This is a genomic window from Paraburkholderia sp. SIMBA_027, assembly GCF_046535315.1.
GTDB classification, from domain to species: domain Bacteria; phylum Pseudomonadota; class Gammaproteobacteria; order Burkholderiales; family Burkholderiaceae; genus Paraburkholderia; species Paraburkholderia tropica.
This window is the reverse complement of record NZ_JAWRWY010001454.1, coordinates 1-242: the sequence shown is the minus strand read 5'-3', so window position 1 is coordinate 242 and position 242 is coordinate 1. Positions and strand designations below refer to the sequence as shown.

Genomic DNA, 242 nt, shown 5'->3' with positions numbered 1-242 from the left:
CCCACAACTCAGCCCGCAACAGCGCGGGCGGCACCGGCGTGCCCGGCAGTTTGGCCATGCCCATCGGTGTGGTGTTGACCAACCCATCGGCTTCGGCCATGGCACTTTTCAGGTGGCTGCCGACCTGGGCACGCCCGCTGCCGAAACGCTGTGCAAGGTTATCGACAAGGTCGCGGGCGCGGCTGATCTCCACGTCAAAAATACTCAAGTGTTGTACGCCTTCGGCCAACAGTGCGTGGGCC

Annotated in this window: 1 pseudogene; it reads right to left on the bottom strand. The window is 64.0% G+C overall.

The features are described 5' to 3' along the window. Positions 1 to 208 (bottom strand): annotated as a pseudogene (locus SB764_RS44010) (shikimate dehydrogenase); the annotation flags it as partial. Positions 209 to 242 lie beyond the last annotated feature (34 nt).